General features: G+C 73.4%; 18 protein-coding genes. 13 read left to right on the forward strand and 5 right to left on the reverse strand.

Translation table 11 applies throughout. From position 1 onward, the window contains the following. The first annotated feature begins 114 nt into the window (after positions 1 to 114). Both AC4BG9_RS18285 and AC4BG9_RS18290 read left to right on the forward strand, forming a co-directional pair. A complete protein-coding gene (locus tag AC4BG9_RS18285; RefSeq protein WP_490572555.1) occupies positions 115 to 858 on the forward strand; it encodes an IclR family transcriptional regulator in 744 nt (247 codons plus the stop codon). After that, positions 851 to 2,656, forward strand: coding sequence for an AMP-binding protein (locus AC4BG9_RS18290; RefSeq protein ID WP_490572556.1), 1,806 nt, complete (start codon positions 851 to 853; stop codon positions 2,654 to 2,656). The genes AC4BG9_RS18285 and AC4BG9_RS18290 overlap by 8 nt, the downstream gene beginning before the upstream one ends. A 71-nt stretch (positions 2,657 to 2,727) precedes the next feature. On the opposite strand, the gene AC4BG9_RS18295 is transcribed toward AC4BG9_RS18290, so the two are convergent. Next, positions 2,728 to 3,246, reverse strand: a complete 519-nt coding sequence (locus AC4BG9_RS18295) for a MarR family winged helix-turn-helix transcriptional regulator (RefSeq protein ID WP_490572557.1) — start codon at positions 3,244 to 3,246, stop codon at positions 2,728 to 2,730. Between the two features lie 91 nt (positions 3,247 to 3,337). On the opposite strand from AC4BG9_RS18295, the gene AC4BG9_RS18300 reads away from it, so the two are divergent. The 4 genes from AC4BG9_RS18300 to AC4BG9_RS18315 all read left to right on the forward strand — a co-directional run bounded on the left by AC4BG9_RS18300 (position 3,338) and on the right by AC4BG9_RS18315 (position 7,830). Continuing rightward, positions 3,338 to 3,979, forward strand: a complete 642-nt coding sequence (locus AC4BG9_RS18300; protein WP_490572558.1) for an FMN-dependent NADH-azoreductase — start codon at positions 3,338 to 3,340, stop codon at positions 3,977 to 3,979. Between the two features lie 18 nt (positions 3,980 to 3,997). Continuing rightward, complete coding sequence (locus AC4BG9_RS18305) at positions 3,998 to 6,166, forward strand: LLM class flavin-dependent oxidoreductase (protein ID WP_490572559.1); 2,169 nt, start codon at positions 3,998 to 4,000, stop codon at positions 6,164 to 6,166. Then, the gene (locus tag AC4BG9_RS18310) at positions 6,163 to 7,059 is read left to right on the forward strand and encodes an LLM class flavin-dependent oxidoreductase (protein ID WP_490572560.1); all 897 of its coding nucleotides are present in this window, start codon (positions 6,163 to 6,165) and stop codon (positions 7,057 to 7,059) included. Before AC4BG9_RS18305 ends, AC4BG9_RS18310 begins: the two co-directional genes overlap by 4 nt. Before the next feature lie 291 nt (positions 7,060 to 7,350). Beyond that, positions 7,351 to 7,830, forward strand: coding sequence for a DUF305 domain-containing protein (locus AC4BG9_RS18315; protein ID WP_490572561.1), 480 nt, complete (start codon positions 7,351 to 7,353; stop codon positions 7,828 to 7,830). 12 nt (positions 7,831 to 7,842) lie between these two features. Here the strand turns inward: AC4BG9_RS18315 and AC4BG9_RS18320 are convergent, their stop codons facing one another. Beyond that, positions 7,843 to 8,184, reverse strand: coding sequence for a DUF2200 domain-containing protein (locus AC4BG9_RS18320; RefSeq protein WP_490572562.1), 342 nt, complete (start codon positions 8,182 to 8,184; stop codon positions 7,843 to 7,845). Positions 8,185 to 8,542: 358 nt separating this feature from the next. Here AC4BG9_RS18320 and AC4BG9_RS18325 point away from each other — a divergent pair, with 358 nt between their 5' ends. Further along, positions 8,543 to 9,217, forward strand: coding sequence for an ANTAR domain-containing protein (locus tag AC4BG9_RS18325; RefSeq protein WP_490572563.1), 675 nt, complete (start codon positions 8,543 to 8,545; stop codon positions 9,215 to 9,217). Here AC4BG9_RS18325 and AC4BG9_RS18330 read toward each other — a convergent pair. Next, positions 9,174 to 10,082, reverse strand: coding sequence for an alpha/beta fold hydrolase (locus AC4BG9_RS18330; RefSeq protein WP_490572564.1), 909 nt, complete (start codon positions 10,080 to 10,082; stop codon positions 9,174 to 9,176). The two genes, AC4BG9_RS18325 and AC4BG9_RS18330, sit on opposite strands and share 44 nt — an antisense overlap. A gap of 90 nt (positions 10,083 to 10,172) precedes the next feature. On the opposite strand from AC4BG9_RS18330, the gene AC4BG9_RS18335 reads away from it, so the two are divergent. Beyond that, positions 10,173 to 11,201 (forward strand): GNAT family N-acetyltransferase, encoded by a 1,029-nt coding sequence (locus tag AC4BG9_RS18335; RefSeq protein ID WP_490572565.1) that lies wholly within the window; start codon positions 10,173 to 10,175, stop codon positions 11,199 to 11,201. A 1-nt stretch (position 11,202) separates the two neighbouring features. Here the strand turns inward: AC4BG9_RS18335 and AC4BG9_RS18340 are convergent, their stop codons facing one another. After that, positions 11,203 to 13,344 (reverse strand): APC family permease, encoded by a 2,142-nt coding sequence (locus AC4BG9_RS18340; protein WP_490572566.1) that lies wholly within the window; start codon positions 13,342 to 13,344, stop codon positions 11,203 to 11,205. Between the two features lie 105 nt (positions 13,345 to 13,449). Here AC4BG9_RS18340 and AC4BG9_RS18345 point away from each other — a divergent pair, with 105 nt between their 5' ends. The 4 genes from AC4BG9_RS18345 to AC4BG9_RS18360 all read left to right on the forward strand — a co-directional run bounded on the left by AC4BG9_RS18345 (position 13,450) and on the right by AC4BG9_RS18360 (position 17,348). Continuing rightward, complete coding sequence (locus tag AC4BG9_RS18345; RefSeq protein WP_490572567.1) at positions 13,450 to 14,916, forward strand: sensor histidine kinase; 1,467 nt, start codon at positions 13,450 to 13,452, stop codon at positions 14,914 to 14,916. Continuing rightward, on the forward strand, positions 14,913 to 15,578 hold the full coding sequence (locus AC4BG9_RS18350; protein ID WP_490572568.1) for a response regulator: 666 nt from the start codon (positions 14,913 to 14,915) through the stop codon (positions 15,576 to 15,578). Before AC4BG9_RS18345 ends, AC4BG9_RS18350 begins: the two co-directional genes overlap by 4 nt. A 45-nt stretch (positions 15,579 to 15,623) precedes the next feature. Next, positions 15,624 to 16,346, forward strand: a complete 723-nt coding sequence (locus tag AC4BG9_RS18355; RefSeq protein ID WP_490572569.1) for a lysoplasmalogenase — start codon at positions 15,624 to 15,626, stop codon at positions 16,344 to 16,346. Between the two features lie 252 nt (positions 16,347 to 16,598). Then, positions 16,599 to 17,348 (forward strand): GntR family transcriptional regulator, encoded by a 750-nt coding sequence (locus tag AC4BG9_RS18360; RefSeq protein ID WP_490572570.1) that lies wholly within the window; start codon positions 16,599 to 16,601, stop codon positions 17,346 to 17,348. A gap of 12 nt (positions 17,349 to 17,360) precedes the next feature. Here AC4BG9_RS18360 and AC4BG9_RS18365 read toward each other — a convergent pair whose 3' ends face one another. Then, positions 17,361 to 18,167 carry a hypothetical protein gene (locus AC4BG9_RS18365; protein ID WP_490572571.1) on the reverse strand — a complete coding sequence of 269 codons (807 nt, stop codon included), beginning with the start codon at positions 18,165 to 18,167 and terminating at the stop codon, positions 17,361 to 17,363. Between the two features lie 153 nt (positions 18,168 to 18,320). Here AC4BG9_RS18365 and AC4BG9_RS18370 point away from each other — a divergent pair. Next, on the forward strand, positions 18,321 to 18,967 hold a 647-nt coding region (locus AC4BG9_RS18370), incomplete at its 3' end, for a DUF222 domain-containing protein (RefSeq protein WP_490572572.1).

The following is an 18,967-nucleotide window of genomic DNA, read 5'->3' on the forward strand; positions in this document are numbered from 1 at the left end:
CGTTTTTGATAAGCCGACCTACTTCCTGTCTCTTGAAGTCACCGAATGACTCCACTATGTGGAAACATGCCCCTCGGAACGGGAACACCGGAGTGACCAGCGGGAGGAGGGCGCGTGACCGAGGACCCCTCAGGGGAGGCCGGCCGGGGCAAGCTCGGGACCATCCGCAACGCCGCGCTACTCCTGGACCTGCTCAGTGACGGGCCCGCGTACCAGCAGCTGACGGACCTGGCCGAGCGCTCGGGTCTGGCGCTGCCGACCGCGCACCGACTGTTGCGCTCGCTAGTGCTCGCCGACCTCGTCGAGCAGGATGCCCGCACGTCGCGCTACAGCCTCGGCCCGGAGGTGGCGCGTCTCTCCCAGCGCTACCTCGGGAGGCTCCCGATCCTCAGCGCGCTGTCGCCGTACCTCCTGTCACTTCGCGACACCCTCCAGACGACCATCTACGTCGCCCTGCTGGTCCGCGAGTCCGTCGTGTACGTCGACCGGGTGGACGGCGTCCAGGGCGACCCCTACCGCGAGAGCCACCGGGTCACCAACGCCCTGGACACGCCGTCGGGCCGCCTGCTGATCAGCCGCGCGCCCCCGGAGACCTGGTCGCGGGCCCTGGCCGGGCACGCGGGCGCACTTCCCGACGATCTCGACGTGGCGCGCAGGCAGTGGGCGTCGGCGGCCTACCTCACGAGCGACGGGACGTCTGGACCGCAACCGGAGGTGGCGGTGGCGATCAGTGACGCCGAGGGACGCGCGATCGCCTCGTTGGCCGCCAATCTCTCCCCCACCGCCGATCCTGAGCGAGTGGCCAACCAGCTCGGCCGGGCCGCGGCCGCCGCGGGAAGGACCCTGGGCCATGGTTGAGGGACGTGCCGACCTGGCTGGACGCGAGGACGCGATCCGGGCGTGGGAGCCGGTGGCCCAGCAGCTGCTGTGGCAGACCCGCTGGGACGAGCTCTTCGTCGACGACGCGCCCTTCCACCGCTGGTTCGTGGGCGGCACCTTCAACCTCGCCGAGAACTGCACGGACCGGCACCTGCCCGATCGGGGCGACCAGGTCGCCATCTGGTGGGAGGGCGAGCCCGGAGACCGCCGTTCGCTCACCTATGCCCATCTGCACGAGGACGTGCTGCGGCTGGCCGCCGGCCTGAGGGACCTCGGAGTGGGTCCGGGCGACCGGATCGCGCTGCACCTGGGCTGGCTCCCCGAGGCGGTGGTCGCCTTCCTCGCCGCGTTGCGGCTCGGCGCCGAGGTGACTGTCATTCCCGTGGCACTCCCGGTCGAGGCGCTCTCCGCGCGACTGGCCGATTTCCGGCCCCGGGTGCTGTTCACCCAGGACGGCGGCTGGCGACGGGGGTCCATCCTTCCGTTGAAGGCGCGCGCCGACGAGGCGATTGAAGCGATCAGCAGTGTGGAGCGCACGATCGTGGTGCGCCGTACCGGCGTGCACGTGGAGTGGTTCGAGGGCGACAGCTGGTACGACGACGTCCTCGCCCCCGCCGGAGTCGACGTCCCGGCGCCAGGCCTGCCCGCTGAGCACCGAGCGATCACGGCGTACCTCGCGAATCGAGGCGGACGCCCCGTGGCCATCCATGCCGGCGCCGCGAACATCGCGGTGGTCGCGCTGGCGAACCAGCTCTTCGCGATGGGAGAGGGCGGTGTCTTCTGGGGCGCCACCGATGTCTCCTGGCTGGGCGCCCAGAGCCACGGCATCCTGGGGCCGCTGCTCTCCGGCACTTCCGCGGTGATGTACGAGGGGACCCTCGACGTCCCGGACCCGGCCCGCGCCTGGCGGATCATCGAACGCTACGGCGTCACCTCGCTCCTCACCTCACCGTCGGTGCTGACCGCGCTGCGGGCGTGGTCGCTCCAGCCGCCCGACGGCGTCCAGTCGCTGCGCCGCGTCGTCACCATCGGTGAGCGCCTCGAGCCGGAGGTCCGCACCTGGCTGTGCAGCACCCTGGACCACGGCGTGACGGTGGTGGACGGCTGGGGCCAGACGGAGCTGGGCGGCATCGTCGCCTACGAGCGCGGTGCGGTCGACCCCGCCATGCCCGATCCCGGCTGCGCCGCGCTGGACGAGACGGGTGCTCAAGTGGTTGACGGCGAGGTCGGCGAATGGGCCGTGCTGCACCCGTGGGTCGGTCTGATGCGTGCGGTCGGAACCGGGGCCGGCGACCTGGTGGACGACCACTGGGGACGCATTCCCGGGGTCTACACCACGGGCGACCTGGCTCGTCGTGGCGCCGACGGCCGGGTCGAGTTCCTGGGTCGCCGCGACGAGGTCATCTCGGTCTCCGGCCAGCTGGTCTCGCTCACCGAGGTGCGTGACGTGCTGCTGGACCAGCCGTTCGTGGTGGCCGCCGAGGCCTTCGAGCGGGTCGACACCCACCTCGGGCGGTCCGTGGGCGCAGCGGTCGTGCTCGAGCCGGGCGCTCCTGACGACGTGGCGAGCCTCCGGGCACTCCAGGACTCGGTGCGCGAGCTGCTCGGCGGGCTGAGCCGGCCGAAGGTCCTGCTGGTGCTGGACCGGATGGGCGACCTCCCCAGGGGAGCTGTCCTGCGGCGCGGCCTGGCGGCTGTGGCCGCCGCAAGCGCCGGCGATCCGTCGAGGGTGTCCTGGGAGCAGGTGCTGTCCGCCGGCGACTCCACCGCCCGGTGACGGCGACGGGTCGGGAGAGCGGGACTGCGAGAGCTCCGTGGCGCAGGATCAGACCCTGGGGTGGGGAGCCGTCAGCAGGAGGTCTCGCTGCAACGGCCGGAGGTCTCCTCGTTGGTCACCGCGGTGACGGCGCGAGCGGCCTCGCCCAGGGCGGCGAACTGCTCGGGGGTGAGCGCGTCGACGACCAGTCGCCGCGCCTCCCGGACGTGGCCCGGCGCCGTGGCCTCAAGCTTCTCCCGGCCGGCCTCGGTGAGGCGCGCCTCCATCCGGCGGCCGACCCCGCCGCTGCGCCGCTCCACCCACCCCGCTCGCTCCAGCCGTTTGAGCGCGTGGGAGAGCCGCGACGGTGAGCCCGCGGAGAGGATCGCCAGCTCGCTGAGCCCGCGGGTGTAGTCGAGGGTCTCCCCGAGGACGCCGAGCACCTGGTACTCGTAGAGGTTCAACCCCGCGTCGCGCCTGAGCTGGGCGTCGAGGGCCGCCGGCAGGGTGGCGAGCAGGTGGACCAGGGAGCGCCACTCCACCTGCTGGTCGCTGGTGAGCCACCGGACGTCGTCCGGCGTCTCGGCGGGGGGGTGGGTGTCGGTGCTCACAGTCCCATCGTAGCCTGCGTATTGAACATTCAAGTCGAATCCGGCTACTCTCGACTTGAACATTCAATCCACCATGTCAGGAGACCCATCCATGACCCTGCTCCGCATCGACGCCAGCATCCAGGGCGCCCACTCCGCCAGCAGCGCGCTGGCCGACGTCGTCGTCGAGGAGTTCGCCGCCGCCCGCCCCGACGTGCCGCTCGTCCGGCGCCACCTCGGCCAGGAGCCGCTGCCCGCCGACGCCTGGGCCACCGCCCTCGGTGCCGGCTCGACCCCCGAGGCCGACCGGTCCACCGAGCAGCGCGAGGCGCTCGGCCTCGCCGAGCAGCTGGCCACCGAGCTGCGGGCGGCGGAGTACGTCGTCCTCGCGATGCCGCTCTACAACTACGGCATCTCCCAGCACGCCAAGACCTGGATCGACCTGACCCTCGCGGGGGCGCCGCAGGGTGCCCGGCTGCTCGACGGGACCCCGGTCACCCTCGTGATCACCCGGGGCGGGGCCTACGGCGCCGGCACCCCGCGCGAGGGCTGGGACCACTGCACCGACTACCTGCGCCGGATCCTGGTCGACATCTGGGGTGCCGACCTGACGGTGGTCGAGCGCGAGTTCACCCTCGTCGGCGTCAACCCGGCGCTCGACGAGTTCACCGAGCTGGCCGCGACGATGCGCCGCAGCGCCGAGGAAGCGGCGGCCAAGGCCGGCGCGGCCCTCGCCGCCCGCCACGCTGCCTGACACCCTCCAGGAATCGACATGACCCACCCCCTGCTCCGCCTCGGCCTCCGGCTCGAGGGCGACGACCCCGTCGCGGCCGCCGCGACGGCGCTCGCCGCCGAGGCGCTCGGCTACGACTTCGTGGTCGCGCCGCGTGCGGTGCTGGGGTGGGTCGCGGGGCGCACCACGCGGCTGGGGCTGGTGGTCGCCGAGGACGAAGACGAGCAGCCCCCGACGGTCACCGCCCGGGCCACGTCCAGCCTCGACCTGCTCTCCGGCGGCCGGGCGACCCTGGCGCTGCGCGGTGAGCCCGGGCGCGAGGCGGCGGTGGCCGAGGCCGTCGGCCTGGTGCGGCGCATGTGGGACACCGGGGCCGGACCGGTGCGCCACACCGGCGAGCACCACCAGGCCGCCGGCGCCGAACCCGGCCCGCTGCCCGCCCACGAGGTGCCGGTCTGGGTGAGCGGCGACGAGCTGGTCGAGGTCGCCGGCCGGGTGGCCGACGGGTGGCTGGGTGACCTCGGTGAGCCCCACCGGCCCGAGGCGCTGGACGCACTCACCACGCGGCTGCGCCTGCTCGACGAGCACGCCCGGCAGGCTGGCCGGGACCCCCGGGAGATCCGGCGGGCGGTCACCCTCACGCATGGTCCCGGCGCCGACCGGTCCGCCGCCCTGGCCCCGCTGGTCACCGAGCACGGGGTCACCGACTTCGTCCTCCGCGTCGACGACGCCGCGCCCCTCGACCGGCTGGAGCGGTTCCTCCGCGACGCCGCCCCCGTCCTGGAGGAGGCCGCGGCACGGGCGCTGAGCGCCGGCACCGTCGCGGCGCGCCCACCGCGACGCGCCGAGGTGCGGGCGCGACGTCGTCCCGGCATCGACTACGACGGGCTGCCCGACCACCTGGCCGAGACCGCCGTGGAGCCCGGCGACGTGCGGTACGCCGCGGTCCGCTCGACCTACCTGCGCGGCGGACGCCCCGGCCTGGTGCTCCGGCCCCGGACGGTCGAGGAGGTGCGCGACGCGCTCGCCTTCGCCGGCCGCCACCGGCACCTGCCGCTGGGGGTGCGCAGCGGCGGCCACGGCGTCAGCGGGCGGTCCACCAACGACGGCGGTCTCGTCGTCGACGTCGGCGCCCTCAACAGCATCGAGGTCCTCGACGAGAGCGCCCGCCTGATCCGCGTCGGGCCCGGCGCCCGGTGGAAGCAGGTCGCCACCGCCCTGCAGCCCCACGGGTGGGCGATCAGCTCCGGCGACTACGGCGGCGTGGGCGTCGGCGGCCTGGCCACCGCCGGCGGCATCGGCTTCCTCGGCCGCAAGCACGGCCTCACCATCGACAACCTCCGCGCCGTCGAGGTGCTCCTCGCCGACGGCTCCCACGTCCGGGCCACCACCGACGAGCACCCCGACCTCTTCTGGGCGATGCGCGGGGCCGGGGCCAACTTCGGCATCGCCACCGCCTTCGAGCTGGTCGCCGACGAGGTGCCGGACGTCGGCTGGGCGCAGCTCGCCTTCCAGGTGGGCGACCCGGCCGCGTTCCTGGCCGAGTTCGGCCGGCTGGTCGCCGCCGCGCCCCGGGAGACCACGCCGTTCCTGGTGATGGGCCGCTCCGGGGTGGCCCGGGTGATGGCGATGGTGGCCTCCGACGACCCGGCGGTCGTGGTCTCCCAGCTACAGCCGTTCGCCGAGATGGCGCCGATGGTGGAGCAGCGGGTGGTGATCGCGCCGTACGCCGCGGTGATGAACATGTTCCCCGACACCCCGCACCGTGGGCTCGGCGAGCCGGTGGCCCGGTCGGGGCTGGTCACCGCGCTCGACCGCGACGTGGCCGAGTCCAGTGCCCGCCTGCTGGCCAGCGGCGCGACGTACTTCTTCCAGCTCCGCGCGATGGGCGGCGCGATCGGCGACGTCGCCCCCGACGCGACCGCCTTCGCCCACCGCGACGCGGCGTTCGCGATCACCGCGATGGGCGCCGACGCCCAGCGCCTGGACCGGTCGTGGGCCGGGATGCGGCCGCACCTCTCCGGCTCCTACCTCAGCTTCGAGACCGACCGGAGCCCCGAGCGGCTCGGTGAGGCGTTCCCGCCCGCCACCCTCGCCCGGCTGCGCGCGCTCAAGTCCGAGCTGGACCCGGCCAACCTGTTCCGCGACAACTTCAACCTCGCCACCACACCCACCTCACCCACCTCGACCGCCGGGAGCCCCGCATGACCGACTACGGACACGACCTCCTCTTCGGCACGTTCGTGACGCCGGCCAACGAACCCGTCCAGCACGCGGTCGAGCAGGCGCTGGTCGCCGAGCGGGCGGGGCTCGACCTGGTCACCTTCCAGGACCACCCCTACGTGGCGAAGTTCCACGACACCTGGACGCTGATCGCCTACGCCGCCGCCCGCACCGAGCGGATCCGCCTGACCACCAACGTCACCAACCTGCCGCTGCGCCCGCCCGCCGTGCTGGCCCGCACCGTGGCCACCGCCGACCTGCTCTCCGGCGGCCGGATCGAGCTCGGGCTCGGCGCCGGCGGGTTCTGGGACGCCATCGAGTCGATGGGCGGTCCGCGGCGGACGCCGGGCGAGGCGGTCGTCGCCCTCGAAGAGGCGGTCCGGATCATCCGCGGCATCTGGGACACCGACCAGCCCGGCGGGCTGACCTTCGAGGGCGAGCACTACTCGGTCCGGGGCGCCAAGCGCGGCCCGGTCTCCGCGCACCGGCCGGGGATCTGGATCGGCTCCTACAAGCCGCGCCTGCTGCGCCTGACCGGCCGCGTCGGCGACGGCTGGCTGCCGTCGTTGCAGTACCTGCCGGGCGGTTTCGAGGACCTGACCGAGATGAACGAGCACCTCGACCAGGGCGCCGCGGCAGCCGGCCGCGACCCCCGCGACGTACGCCGCTTCCTCAACATCTCCGGACAGTTCGCCAGGACCAGCACGGGCGTGCTGCAGGGGCCCCCGGACCAGTGGGTGGAGGAGCTCACCGACGTCGCCCTCACCTACGGCACCAGCGGCTTCATCCTCGCCTCCGACGACACCGCGACCACCGAGCTCTTCGCCGCCGAGGTGGCGCCGGCCGTACGCCGCGAGGTGGCGCAGGCGCGCGGCTGACGGCGCGTCGCGGCTGGGACCGGATGACTCCACCCGTGCGCAACCGGGTCGTTCTGCGACCCTGGGGGCGACTGGGGCCCAGCGTTGCCGTCATGGGTGCTTCGTCGTGCAGAGCCTGCTCGAGGCGTGCCGATCGGTGGGCCGATCGCGACGGGGGATCGGGAGGATGCCCGCCCGTGACCGGAGACGGGCTACCGTGGGCAGGGACTGCGGGTAGCAGGTCGCAGTCTCGAATCGGGGCGTCCGGGCACCTCACTCGCAGCACTGAGCAGAGGAATCACCTTGTCCGTCATGGATCGAGCAGTCACCGATCGCCCCGTCGCCACCCCGCCCGCCGAGGCCAACGCCGTCGATCTCCACTACCTGGAGCAGACCTACGCGGCGCTGCACGGCGCGATGGCGGCCAGTCGGGCGGCCTCGACCCGGGGCTCGTGCCAGGAGATCCGCTCGCTGGCGCGCGCCGCTCTCGCCCAGCAGACCACCGAGCTGGTCTCGATCACCGCCTGCCTGCGCGACTGGGGCCGGCCCGAGCCGCTGGGGCCGTACCCGGACTCCGCCGCGCTGCGCGGACTGGAGGGGACCGCCTTCGACCAGGTCTTCACCGAGCAGCTGACCGCCCACGCGCTCGCCTCGAAGGCCGCGGCCCGCACCGAGATCGACGGCGGCGGGTGCCGCCGCCTGCGGGACCTCGCCCAGAACTCCGTGCGGACCCAGGGTCTGCAGCTCGCCTCGGTCGCCCGGCTGGCCCGCGCAGCCGCAGCCCGCGCCTAGCCCACCTGCGGCTCAGCCCCGCAGCACCTTCTCCATCGCCTTGCCCTTGGCCACCTCGTCGACGAGCTTGTCGAGGTAGCGGATCTTCTGCATCAGCGGGTCCTCGATCTCCTCGACCCGGTAGCCGCAGATGACGCCGGTGATGGCGCTGGCGCGCGGGTTGAGCTCGGCCTGGTCGAAGAACTCCTCGAACGTCGTGCCGCCGGCCAGGTGGTCGTCGAGCTGCGCGGAGTCGAAGCCGGTCAGCCACTCGATGACCTGCCTCAGCTCCGCCTCGGTGCGCCCCTTCTTCTCCACCTTCGCCACGTAGTGGGGATAGACCGAGGCGACGCTCGCGGTGAAGATCCGGCTCATGGCTCGAGGGTAGACCGGATCCGCCCGCAGCGGTCTGGCATCGCAGGGTGGGCCGCGCCGGCCACCGTCCTGGAGTGGCTGCCGGCCGCGCTCGACGCCCAGCTCCAGCGCGACGCCGAGGTGACGGACTTCGAGTACGGCGTCCTCTACGCGCTCGCCGACGCACGGAGGCGTGGCGCACACCGTTATCGGGTAAGGCTCTGACAGACGAACGCCACGGGGCACTGAGGCTTCGTCAGGTCCTCCGGGTCGAGCGAACGGACCGGGGGGCCGCACAGGTCGCCGGGAGGGCCGCGTCGAGCCTTAGATGGGATAGTGACGCCTTATGGACCACAGAGATGAGCCAGTGTCGGAGCGGATGGCCTCCGCCGCCCGCGAGCTGCAGGACCAGGGCGACCCGGCCGCGACCGTCAAGCACGCCGTGGAGCTGCTCGTGCGGAACGTCACGGCATGCGACTCGGCGAGCATCTCGCTCGTGTACGGCAAGAAGCGGGTGGAGACCCCCGCGGCCACCGACGACATCGCCGCCACCGGCGACCGGCTGCAGCAGGAGCTCGGGGAGGGGCCGGCCCTGCACACCCTGTGGGAGGTGGACACGGTCTACATCCCCGACCTCGCCGCCGAGCACCGGTGGCCAAACTGGGGCCCCCGGCTCACCGAGACGACCGGGGCCCGCTGCGTCCTGACCTTCCGGCTGTTCACCCTCAAGGACATCGTCGGGGCCCTGAGCATGTACTCGACCCAGGCCGACGCCTTCGACGCCGAGGACAAGGCCGAGGGCTTGGCGCTCGCCGCTCACATCGCCCTCGCGGTGCTCGCGGCGCAGAAGCTCGACCAGTTCGAGAGCGCCCTCGACTCCCGCACCCTGATCGGCCAGGCCTGCGGCCTGGTGATGGAGCGGTACGACGTGGATGCGCAGCGCGCGTTCGCCCTGCTCACGCGCCTGTCCTCGACGCAGAACGTCAAGCTGCGCCAGATCGCGGCAGAGCTCATCCACACCCGGGAGCTCCCGGGTGTGAGGCCCACCGACTGACGGCAGCCAGGTGCTCGAGGAGCACCTCCGCGAGCTGGGCGGGCGCCTCCTCCGCCATGTGGTGCCCCGAGTCGATGACGGCGGAGGTCACCGGGAGCCGGCACCAGGGCCGCCACACCGCGGCGGGGTCGCGGTAGAGGTCGGCCAGGTCGTCGTCCCGGGACCAGGCCACGAGGGTGGGGCACTCGACGAGTCGGCCCTCGGCCCGGGCCTCCTCGTCGTGCCGCCGGTCGACGTGGAGACCTGCTCGGTAGTCCTCGATCATCGCCCGGACGGTGCCCGGGTCCCTCAGGGCGTCGACCAGGTCGGCGTGGTTCTCGGCGCCCATGGAGGCGGCGACGGGGCGGTACCAGGCGAGGGGGTCGGCGGTGATGACCCGTTCGGCGTGCGGGGAGGCACCCAGGAAGAACCAGTGCCACCAGGCCTCGGCGAACTCGGCGTCCGCGCGTTCGAGGGCCTCGGCGATCGGCAGGCCGTCGAGGACCGCCAGCGACGAGACACGCTCGGGATGGTCGAGCGCCGCGCGGCTGGCGACGTAGCTCCCGCGGTCGTGGCCCACCACCGCGAAGCGGTCCTGCCCCAGCCGGGCGGCCAGCTCAACCACGTCGGCAGCCATCGCCCGGTCGCAGTAGGTGAGGTGCTCCGGGTCGGGGTCCGGCTTGGAGGAGTGGCCGTAGCCGCGTAGGTCGGGGCAGATGACGAGGTGACCGGCGGCCGCCAGCCGCGGCGCGACCGCGTGCCAGGTGGTGTGGGTCCGTGGGTGGCCGTGGAGCAGCACCACTGCGGGGCCCGCTCCGCCGACCCGGACGCGGAGGTCGATCCCCGGCGCGACGGTGACGTCTCGGACCTCGAAGCCTGCGAACACCGGGCCAGCCTGCCACCGCCCGGCGGTCCTGGCGAGCCTCCTCGGGCCGTCGCTCGCCGATCCGGGCGACGGCTCACTAGCGTGGGAGCCGTGACCCCCGACGACGTGCGCCGCCTCGCCCGCCAGGCGCACGCCCGCTGGGCGGAGCTGGAGCTGGTGCATCGCTCGAGCTGGATCGACGTGCGCGCCACCCTCCGCCACGGCGAGCTCGACGGCGTGGCCCTCGACGACGGACGCACCCTCCACGAGCGCGGCGCTCCCCCGTCGTCGTGGGAGGTGCGCCCCCTGGAGCCCTACGCCACCAACTACCAGTGGTCGGCGATGCTCGACCCCCACGAGCTGGGCGTGGGCGTCGAGATCACCGACGTACGGCGCGAGGAGCTCTTCGGCCGCCCGGTGGTCGCCTTCGTGGCCCGCGCCGTGGACGGCTACGACCCGGTCTGCTCCTGCTGCCCCCTGGTCTTCTCCGAGGTCTCGCAGCGGCTCGAGCTCGGCGAGGAGTGGACACCGGCCGGGGAGATGCCCGACGGCGTCGACCTCGCCCTCGACCTGGCGGTGGGCCTCGTGGTCAGCAGCCGGGACCGGGGCGGGCGCCGGGGTGGCTGGTTCACCAACGAGATCCTGCGGGCGGTCGAGATCGTGCCGATCGGCGCCGACCAGTGGGAGCAGTTCCGCGACGTGCGCCTGGCCTCCCTCCGCGACTCCCCGGCCGCCTTCGGGTCCCGGTACGACGACTGGGCCGACGCCCCCGAGGAGCGGTGGCGGGCGCGGCTCGTCGCCGTCCCGCTCACCCTGCTGGCCCGTGACGGCGACCGGGTGCTCGGCGTGGTCTGCGGCGCCCCCGACGGCGCCCCCGACGGCGCCCCCGACGGCGACCGCGCGGTGGAGCTGATCTCGATGTGGGTCGCCCCCGAGGCCCGCGGGAGCGGTGTGGCGGCGACGCTGATCGAGGCGGTCGTGGCGTGGGCCGAGGAGCAGGGCCGCACCACCTTCCTGACGGTCCGCGAGGACAACGTGGCTGCCCGGGCGGCCTACGCGCGCGCCGGGTTCGTCGACGCGGGTCCGGCCGACACAGGTCCGGCCGACGGGCCGCGCGAGCGCCGGATGGTGCGGCGCTGACTCACTCCCCGCCGCCCTGGACCCGCCCGCGGCGCACGTCGCCGGCCTGGACCCGGCGGGTCTCCCGCCGCTTGCGGGTGAGGGCGTGGCGGGACGAGCTGAGCTGGTAGGGCACCGAGATCACCATCACGCCGGGGGTGAAGAGGAGCCGTCCCTTGATCCGCAGGGCGGTCTGGTTGTGCAGCAGCTGCTCCCACCACCGGCCCACCACGTACTCGGGGATGTAGACCGCGACGACGCCGCGCGGGCTGCTGCGCCGGATCTCCCCGGCGTACTCCACGATCGGGCCGATCAGCTCGCGGTAGGGGGAGTAGAGGACCTTCAGCGGCACGCCGAAGTCACGGGAGTCCCACTCGCGCAGCAGCCGCTCGACCTCGTCGTCGTCGCTGCCGACGTGGATCGCCTCGAGCACGTTGGGCCGCGACGCCTTGGCGAAGGCGATCGCGCGCAGCGTGGCCTTGTGGAGCCGGTCGACCAGCACGATGGCGTGCACCCGGGTGGGCAGCACCGCGTCCTCGGCGCTCGTCTCGAGCTCGGAGGCCACCCGGTCGTAGTGCCGGCGGATGCCGCGCATCAGGAGGAAGAAGGCCACCATCGCCAGGATGGTGATCCAGGCGCCCTCCAGGAACTTGGTGACCAGCACGATCACCAGCACGACCGCGGTGAAGCAGAGCCCGACGCAGTTGATCGCCCGCGACCTCACCATCCTTCGTCGCTCGGCGGGGTCGGTCTCGGTGCGCAGCAGGCGCGTCCAGTGCCGGATCATCCCCAGCTGGCTGAGGTTGAAGGAGACGAAGACGCCCACGATGTAGAGCTGGATCAGCCGGGTGGTCTCGGCGTCGAAGGCCAGGATCAGCACGATCGCCATCACCGCCAGGAAGACGATGCCGTTGCTGTAGGCGAGCCGGTCGCCGCGCGACCCGAGCGCCTTGGGGGCGTAGCCGTCCTGCGCCAGGATCGAGCCCAGCACCGGGAAGCCGTTGAAGGCGGTGTTGGCGGCCAGCACCAGGATCACCCCGGTCATCGAGACCACGAAGTAGAAGCCCGGCGGGAAGTCGGCGAAGAGCGCGTCGGCGATCTGGGCGATCACCGTGTGCTGGTCGTAGTCGCCCGGCAGCGGCTGCCCGCCGGCGGTTCGGAGCCGGTCGAGATCGTGCGGGTCGACGTACCTGAGCCCCATCTGCCGGGCCAGCAGGATCACCGACATCATCATCGTCACCGCGATCAGCCCCAGCAGCAGAAGCGTGGTGGCGGCGTTGCGGCTCTTGGGCTTGCGGAAGGCCGGCACGCCGTTGGAGATCGCCTCGACACCGGTCAGCGCCGCACAGCCCGAGGAGAACGCCCGGGCCAGCAGGAGGAGCAGGGCCAGCGTGGTCAGCGGCTCGTCGAACCCCTCGGCCGGGACGATCTGCAGGTGCGCGCTCTCCACCTCGGGCAGCGACCCCGTCGCCCACCGGACGAGGCCGTAGCCGCACATGCCGAGCATGGCGAGCATGAAGGCGTAGGTGGGAGCCGCGAAGAACGCGCCGGACTCCCGGATGCCGCGCAGGTTCATCGCAGTCAGCAGCACCACCAGCAGGCTGGCGAAGACCGCCTCGTGACCGCTCAGGAAGGGCAGCGCCGCGGCGGCGTACTGCGCCCCCGACGAGATCGAGACCGCGACGGTGAGCACGTAGTCGACCAGCAGGGCGCTGGCCACGGTGACTCCCGCGGTGCGGCCCAGGTTGACGCTCGCCACCTCGTAGTCGCCGCCGCCGCTCGGGTAGGCGTGCACGGTCTGCCGGTAGGACGTCACCACCGCGAGCAGCACCAGGGCCACCCCGAGCGCGATCTTCCACGACCAGGAGTACGCCGCCACGCCGGCGACGGCCAGCATGATGAAGACCTCGTCCGGGGCGTAGGCCACCGACGAGAGGGCGTCGCTGGCGAAGACCGGCAGCGCGATCCGCTTCGGCAGCAGCGTCTCGGCGACCTGGGAGGTGCGCAGGCGACGGCCCAGGAGCAGCCGCTTGGAGCGGCGCCCCAGCCCCACCTGGCCCGACGGCGGCAGGACCCGGCCACCGGCGCGCCGGGCGGCGGCGACCTCGTCGTCGGGGAGCTGGGTGCGACGGGCGACGAGACGGGCGATGGGGGAGCTGTTCATGTCACCCTCATCGTCGGCCCGCACGACCCGGTCGAGAACGGGTTCGGCCATCAAGGAAGCGTCAAGAATCGGCCCACGCCGGCTCGCGGCGGTGACAATGGTGAGGTGAACCACGATCAGGGCGGGTTGCGGGTGTGGGGCGTCATGCTCCTGGCTCTCGGCGTGCCCCCGGCGGTGGCCGCCGCGCTCAGCGCCTCGGCCGGCGACGCCGCCCCCGCGGTCGGCGCGATGGTGCTGCTCGCCAACGCCGTGGTCTGCGCCCTGCTCGGCGGCCGGTGGCCCGCGCTCGCCGGTGCGGTGGTCGGCAGCCTGTCGCTCAACTGGTTCCTCACCTCCCCCCACCACACCCTCTCGATCGCGGAGCCGGTGGGCGCGGTGTCGCTGCTGGTCTTCCTGGTCGTCGCCCTCGCGGTCGCCTCGGTGGTCGACATCGCCGCCCGGCGCGGCGAGCGGGCCGCCCTGGCCCGGCAGGAGGCCGACGACCTGGCCGCCCTCAACCGCGCCCTGATGCGCGGCGACGACGACCCCGGTCACCTCCTGGAGCTGCTCCGGGTGCGGTTCGACCTCGACGCGGTGGGGCTGCTGCGGCGCGAGGACGAGTCCGAGCCGGGACACGAGCCCGAGCCGGGCGCCGGTGGCTGGGAGGTGGTGGCCGCCGCCGGGGACGACCCGCCCCGGACCCCCGAGGAGGCGACCGACACCGCCGCGCTCTCCCCCACGCTCGTGGTCGCCGCGCGCGGCGCCGCGCCGCTCCCGGCCCACCAGGCGACCGTGCTGAGCGCCTTCGCCGCCCACCTCACCGTCGCCCTCGAGCGCCAGCAGCTGCGCGCCCAGGCCGCCGACGCCGAGCGGCTCCGGGAGGGCAACCGGGTGCGCACCGCGCTGCTCGCCGCCCTCTCCCACGACCTGCGGACCCCGTTGGCCAGCATCAAGGCGGCCGTCTCGGGGCTGCGCGACGACGAGGTGCGGTGGTCCGAGGACGACGTGCGCGAGCTGCTGGCCGGCATCGAGGACTCCACCGACCGGCTGCACGGCATCCTGGCCAACCTGCTCGACCTGAGCAGGCTCCAGGCCGGGGTGGTCAGCCCCACCTCCCACGAGGTCGGCCTCGACGACGTGGTGAGCAGCACCCTGGCCCACCTGCCCGGCGGCGACACGGTGGCGCTGCGGTTCGCCGACGACCTGCCCCCGGTCCGCGCCGACGGCGGGCTGCTGGAGCGGGTGGTGGCCAACCTGGTCGACAACGCGCTGCGCCACTCCCCCGCCGACCGCGAGGTCACCGTCCGCACCAGCCACGCCGACGGGCGGGCCCGGCTCGCCGTCGTCGACCACGGGGCCGGGGTGCGCGACGCCGAGAAGGAGCGGATCTTCCTGCCCTTCCAGCGCCTCGACGACGTCCCCGGCTCCCAGGGCGTCGGCCTCGGCCTGGCCGTCGCCCGGGGGCTCACCGAGGCGATGGGCGGCCGCCTCACCGCCGAGGACACCCCGGGCGGCGGCCTCTCCATGGTCCTCGACCTGCCGACCGGCCCGTCGCCCGCCGAGCCCGCCCGTGAGGCGGTGCTGCAACCGTGACGACCGTCCTCGTCGTCGACGACGACCCGGCCATGACCCGCGCGCTGGCGATGAACCTCACCGCCCGCGGCTACGGCGTCCTCACCGCCGGCACCGGGACGGAGGCCCTGGCCCTCGCCCAGGACGGCCCCGACCTGCTGCTGCTCGACCTCGGCCTGCCCGACGTGAGCGGGGTCGAGGTGCTCACCCGGCTGCGCCGGACCAGCGCCGTGCCGGTGATCGTCGTCTCCGCCCGCCACGACTCCCAGGACAAGGTCGCCGCGCTCGACGCCGGTGCCGACGACTACGTCACCAAGCCGGTCGGGATGGAGGAGCTGCTCGCCCGGATCCGCGCCGCCGTCCGCCGTGTCCCCGCCGCCGACCCGGTGCTCGAGAGCGGCGACCTGCGCCTCGACCTGACGGCCAAGCGCGCCTGGCGCGGAGAGGCCGAGGTGCGGCTCACCCCCATCGAGTGGCACATCCTCTCCACCCTGGCCGCACGGCCCGGCGCCCTCGTCGCCCAGCGCGACCTGCTCCAGGCGGTGTGGGGGCCGGCATACGAGAAGGAGACCAACTACCTGCGCGTGCACATGGCCAACCTGCGCAAGAAGCTCGAGGCGCAGCCGTCGCGGCCGCGGCACCTGATCACCGAGCCGGGGATGGGCTACCGCTTCGTCCTCTGAGGGCCCGGGTGGCGGGCGTGGCGCCCACCCCTCAGGATGGGCGCCATGTCTCCCGTCGCCCGCCCCGTCAGGACCCTCCTGCCCGCCGCCGCCTACGCCGTCGCGGCGGTCGCCGACAGCGTGGCGGCGGGCCGCCGCGGCAGCACCGCCCGACGGGCCCGCGGCCTCCTCAAGCCGGCCCTGATGCCGGCGCTGACCACCGCCTTCCTGGTCGCCACCCGCGACGACCAGGCCCGCGGGGAGACCCGGGTGCTGCACGCCGGGACTGTCGCCGCCCACGCACTCTCCTGGGGCGGCGACGTGGCGCTGCTCGGCACCGGCCGGCGATCGTTCCTCACCGGGGTCGCGTCGTTCTTCGGGGCGCACGTCGCCTACATCGCGGCGTTCTCGTCGGTGCGCGGCGAGCGCGCGACCCACCAGAGCACACCGCTCAAGGTCGCGCTCGGCGCTTGGCTGACCCTGGCTCCGGCGATGAGTGCCGTCGCCGGGCGCCAGGACCCGGCCCTGCGGCTGCCCGTCGCCGCCTACGCGACGATCCTGACCGGCATGTTCGCCACCTCGCAGATGCTCGACCCGGCGTTGCCGCGGGAGGCACGCCGGCCGCTGCAGGCCGGGACGGCGCTCTTCCTGATCTCCGACACCGTGCTCGGGGTGCAGCGGTTCGCCCTCCGGGCGCCGCACCCGGTCCTCGGGTCGGTGGTGATGGCGACCTACACCGCCGGCCAGGGCCTGATCGCGCTCGGCGTCGCGCGCGCCACGCGGGACTAGCCTCCGGGAGGTCGGCGAGCTCCCTGTCCCTGCAAGGAGACGCGCATCACGCGAATCGTGGAGACCCACGTCACACCTGCGCGACGCGGTGGCTGCACGCCGCGGCGTGGGGCCACCAACTTTCGGCGCTACGGGCCGCCCCGGAAGGCAAATGCGCAGGTCAGGGGCATGAAGAGCGGACCCTTCGTGGCGTAACTGTCGCGTAACTCCTATGGGGTCGGGGCGGAACATCGCGCCCCCATCGTTTTGGTCATGGAAGCCGCCACGACCCGCCTCGATCCCCGGACGAGCCGCCGCCACGCCACCGCCCGGCGTATCCGCGACCTCGTGCGCTCCTCGATCGTCCGCCAGGAGATCGCCGCCGGCGCGCTGCCCAGCGAGCCCGAGCTGATGATCGCGTTCTCCGCCAGCCGTCAGACCGTGCGCGACGCCCTGCAGCTGCTGAAGGCCGAGAGCCTGATCCGCCGGATCCCCGGCAACGGAACCTTCGTGACCGCCTCCCGGGTGAGTCATCCTTTCGACCACCTGCACGGTCCGTACACGGACCGCGAGGTCCCCGGCTGGCCGCCATCGACGCGCTGTACGACATCCCCCAGGCTCGCTACGAGGAGCCGTCGCTGGTGCACAACGCGGCCAGCCCGGGCTGACGTTGCCAGCGGCCCGCCCCGTGGGGAGGTCGTCTGCCTGGAACGCCTGGTCCCAGGCGCGGGCGGCGGCCTCCTCGCAACGGAGCCCAACGTGCCCACCGACTACGCCGGCGGCACTCCACGCGAGGTGAGCATGGACCGGACCGGCCGCCTCCTGCGGATCCAGGCCGACGAGGACGTCGTGGTCGGCACGGCGTACGACGACCAGCCGTTCTCGGTGGTGGTCGCCGGGTTCCGGCTGGTGGCCTGGGACCCCGCCGAGGGCGGGCTCTCGATCGTCAGCACGACCTCGCTGCCGGTGGGGACGTCGTTCGTCCTCGCCCAGTCCATGCTGCGAGCCGTCGATCCCGGCTGAGCGGGTGACGACTCAGCGGGCTCTCGTCGGGACCCTCAAACAGCGCCACGCAGCGAAGGCGCTGACGAGCACTACCACCGCCACCATCACCATCGGCGGCAGCGTCTCCTCGGAGCCGTCGACGGTCATCAGGACCATGGCGGCCACGATGCTCGTCCCCATCAGCACGGAGAACACCAGCAGGGGCGCGACGAAGAACTCGCCCGCGGCCCTCCCTCTCAGGGTCTGGATGCCAGCGATGACGAGCGCGGGCAGCAGGACGGCCAGGTCGATGACGTGGATGGGGTTCACCCACAGGCCTGCGTCGACCACGCTCTGCGGCGGCTCGCCGGTCAGCGTGGCCGGGATCAGCTCACTGAGCCAGAGCAGCCCGAACAGCACCCCGATGGCGATCGAGGTCCAGCCCGCCACCCTGCGCGACCGGCGCTGGAGCAGAGCCTCGTCCTCGGCGCGCAGTCCGTTGACGCTGAAGATGATCGCGTAGGAGGCCAGCCCGAGCGCGGCCACGTAGACCAGGAAGAGCTCGTTGAAGTGGACGGCCATGGCGTAGACGAGGAACGCGTAGACCAGGTAGAAGAGCGTGCCGAGCCACACCAGTCCCGCTCTGTGGGAACCCCGGTAGTAGCCATGACCGCCGAGCAGCAGGACCGCCACGGCTATGAGGTTGCCGACGTCCTGGCCCCGCGCCTGGGTGGCCCAGTTCTCCGTCTCCTCGGCGTAGACGTCCGCGTCCACGAGGCCCAGGACGCTCGTCGCGGTCACGAGCGTCGAGATCGCGAGGGTCCACACCCAGACCGACTTCGAGCCTTGCTGACCCATCGCGCCTCCGTGGTGTTGGAAGGTGAGCGTAGCGAGATCGCGCCGGAGGGGCGGAACACTCTCTATTCTGCCTATTTTCGAACACTTGTTCACACTCTGAGATCACGGCGCAGGGAGGGCAGAACTGTCGGTGCTGACTGGTTGGCTTGACGCATGTCGACCACCCGCCCCGCCACTGCGGCACCCGGTGCCACCGGTGCCACCGGTGCCCCCGGTGGGTTCGGTGGGTTCGGGGGGTTCGGGGTGCCCTCGCGGGTCGGGGCCCTGGTGGCAGCCGCCCGGGATGCGGTCCGCTCCGCCGGCACCCTCGACACCTCCACCGTCCCGCTCACCGAGCTCGGTGAGGTGATCCAGACCGTCGCCGAGCTCGAGTCCGCAGCCACCGCCCTGCGGCTGGCACTCTCCGCGGAAGCCGACGCCCGCCAGGTCGCCGACGACCCCGACGTGGGTGGCGCCGCCACCGGCACCGACGCCTGGCTGGCCGGGCTCCTCGGCTCCACCCGCGCCTCCCAGGCCGCCGGCGTGCGGCTCGGAGAGCTGCTGAAGACCACATACACCGCGACCCGCGAAGCGTTCGCCGCCGGACGGCTCCGCGCCGACCAGGTCCGCGTCATCGTCGAGGCCGCCGAACAGTCCCCCGACACCGCCACCCCCGAGCAGGTCGCCGAAGCCGAGGAGCACCTGGTCGCCAAAGCCACCGGTGACGCCACCCGCACCGGCCGACCGATGAACGCCAAAAGGCTCCGCCAAGCCGCCCGCCGCATGTTCGACCCCGTCGACCGCGACCTCGCCGACGCCCA

Source organism: Nocardioides sp. Z40_12 (assembly GCF_058215795.1).